We start from the raw sequence: 2,862 nt of genomic DNA, 5'->3' as shown, positions 1-2,862 counted from the left end.
GGTTTTGTTAATGGGTTGTAAGTACCAACTGTTTCGATTTGACGGCCGTCACGTGGAGCACGAGCGTCAGCAACAACAATACGATAGAAAGGAGACTTTTTAGCTCCCATACGTTTTAAGCGAATTTTAACTGCCATGTTTAATAGCACCTCCGAATAGTTTCACACAAGATAGTATATTATCAAGGTTTTATTTGTTTGTAAAGTGTTTTTTCTTAACACCTCTAAATTTCACTAGAAAATCATTTGAAAAGAGAGTTTAGACCAGGCATTTTCATCTTCTTTTTGCCTTTTTGTTGCATGCCCGACATTTGCTTCATCATTTTCTTCATGTCTTCAAATTGTTTAAGTAATCGGTTCACATCTTGAATCGTGGTTCCCGATCCTTTGGCAATTCGTTTCTTACGACTTGAGTTAATGATATCGGGTGTCGTTTTCTCTTGAGGAGTCATGGCATAAATAATAGCCTCTACTCGACTCATCTGTTTTTCATCAACTTTAGCATTCTCTAAACCTTTGATTTTACCTGCACCAGGTAGCATTTTAATGATGTCCTCAAGAGGCCCCATTTTTTTCACTTGGTTCAATTGTTCAATAAAATCATCAAATGTAAAGCTTTGCGTTCTAAACTTCTCTTCAAGCTCTTTTGCCTTTTCTTCGTCGACATTCTCTTGAGCTTTTTCAATCAGCGACAACATGTCACCCATCCCAAGGATTCGAGAAGCCATACGTTCTGGGTGGAAAGCTTCAAGTGCGTCCATTTTTTCACCCATCCCGACAAATTTTATCGGTTTTTGAGCTACTGAGCGGATAGATAAAGCTGCTCCACCACGTGTATCACCATCAAGTTTTGTTAATACAACTCCTGTAATGCCAATTGTTTCATTGAAGCTTTGTGCGACATTTACAGCATCTTGACCGGTCATTGAATCCACGACTAAGAATATTTCATCTGGTTCTTTTAATGCACGGATGTCTTTTAATTCTTGCATTAACACTTCATCGATATGCAAACGTCCTGCCGTATCAATGATGATTACGTCATTGTGGTCTTCTTTTGATTTCTCAATTGCTTGGCGTACAATTTCCACAGGTGATACATCTGTCCCCATTGAAAAAACAGGTAAGGATAATTGCTTTCCAATCGTTTGCAATTGCTGAATAGCAGCGGGACGATAAATATCTGCTGCAACTAATAATGGATTTCGATTGTGCTTTTTACGCAAAAGGTTCGCTAGTTTACCAGTTGTCGTTGTTTTACCGGCACCTTGTAAACCAACCATCATAATAACGGTAGGTGGTTTTTTAGCAAATTGAATCGGGCTTTGTTCGCCACCCATTAATTCAGTTAACTCATCTTTTACGATTTTGATTACTTGTTGACCCGGTGTCAAACTCTTCATGACATCCACGCCAACTGCACGTTCACTTACTTTTTTAACGAATTCTTTGACAACTTTTAAGTTAACGTCTGCTTCGATTAAAGCAAAGCGAACTTCYCTCATCATTTCTTTTACGTCTGCTTCGGAAACTTTACCTTTACCTTTAATACGTTGGATAGTTCCTTGCAGCCGCTCGGCTAATCCTTCAAATGCCATGCATGCCGCCTCCTAATCCGATTCTTTTAGCATCACAATCAAATCAAATGCTAGCTCTTTATTGACAGTTTCCGCCTGTATTACTTGTTGTAATTGATCCATTACAACTTGGCGCTGCTGAAATTTTTCAAATAAGCGTAGTTTATCTTCATACTCTTCTAACATGGCTTCTGTGCGACGAATATTATCATAGACAGCTTGTCTAGAAATTTCATATTCGTGCGCTATTTCTCCAAGTGAGTGATCATCTAGATAGTAGAGATGCATATAACTTCTTTGTTTTTCTGTCAGTAATGACTGATAAAAATCATAAAGAAAGTTCATACGTGTTGTTTTTTCAAGTAGCATCATGATCTCTCCCACCTACAGTGTTCTACTTGTATCATATCTAGCAACTCATGATGCGTCAAGTATTTTTACTTGTCTGGTTCATTTCATTTGATTCTTCTTGTTCTAAACCTTCAGCAAATAATCCGTATACATACTTTTCAGTATCAAATGGTTGTAAATCATCCATTTTCTCACCTAAACCCACAAATTTAACTGGAATATGCAGCTTGTTGCGAATTGCCAACACAATTCCACCCTTTGCAGTACCGTCTAACTTCGTTAAGACAATGCCGGTTACGTTGGTAGCTTCTTTAAAAGCTTGTGCTTGTATCAACGCATTTTGTCCTGTAGTAGCGTCTAATGCAAGTAATACCTCATGCGGAGCCCCTGGCACTTCACGCTCAATAACACGGTGAACTTTTTGTAATTCATTCATCAGATTCACCTTATTTTGCAAACGCCCAGCAGTATCACAAATCAATACATCTACACCTCGGCTTTTTGCAGCTCGCACAGCATCGTACATAACTGCTGCAGGATCCGAGCCTTCCGATTGCTTGATAACATCAACACCTACTCGGTCTCCCCAAACTTGCAATTGCTCAATCGCGCCCGCTCTAAATGTATCACCAGCTGCTAACATCACCGTTTTCCCTTGTTGTTTTAAGCGATGTGCTAATTTACCAATGGTTGTTGTTTTTCCAACGCCATTAACACMTACGAATAAAATAACCGTTAAACCAGATTCTTGAATAGCAAGTCCGTTGAACTCAGCTTCGCCTGATTCATAAATCTCCACTAACTTCTCAGAAATCACCGATTGAATACCAGCAGTATCTTTAATATTCTTACGTTTCACTTCAAAACGCAATGCATCCATTAGTTCCATTACTGTATCTACACCAACATCGGCTTGAAGCAATAAATCTTCCAAC

At 38.9% G+C, this 2,862-nt stretch carries 4 protein-coding genes; all 4 read right to left on the bottom strand.

The genetic code is table 11. The features are described 5' to 3' along the window. A partial coding sequence (gene rpsP, locus AC1DOS_RS19275; RefSeq protein WP_477538800.1) for a 30S ribosomal protein S16 occupies positions 1-137 on the bottom strand: 137 nt, incomplete at its 3' end. Between the two features lie 104 nt (positions 138-241). Beyond that, positions 242-1,597 (bottom strand): signal recognition particle protein, encoded by a 1,356-nt coding sequence (gene ffh / locus AC1DOS_RS19270; RefSeq protein WP_108584614.1) that lies wholly within the window; start codon positions 1,595-1,597, stop codon positions 242-244. A gap of 12 nt (positions 1,598-1,609) precedes the next feature. Further along, a complete protein-coding gene (locus tag AC1DOS_RS19265; RefSeq protein WP_108584773.1) occupies positions 1,610-1,945 on the bottom strand; it encodes a putative DNA-binding protein in 336 nt (111 codons plus the stop codon). A gap of 58 nt (positions 1,946-2,003) precedes the next feature. Beyond that, the coding region (gene ftsY / locus AC1DOS_RS19260) for a signal recognition particle-docking protein FtsY (protein ID WP_477538799.1) at positions 2,004-2,862 on the bottom strand (859 nt) is incomplete at its 5' end.

Source organism: Paenisporosarcina sp. P5_A11, assembly GCF_056400705.1.
The sequence above is the reverse complement of the archived record's forward strand: the minus strand, read 5'-3'. Positions and strand labels throughout refer to the sequence as shown.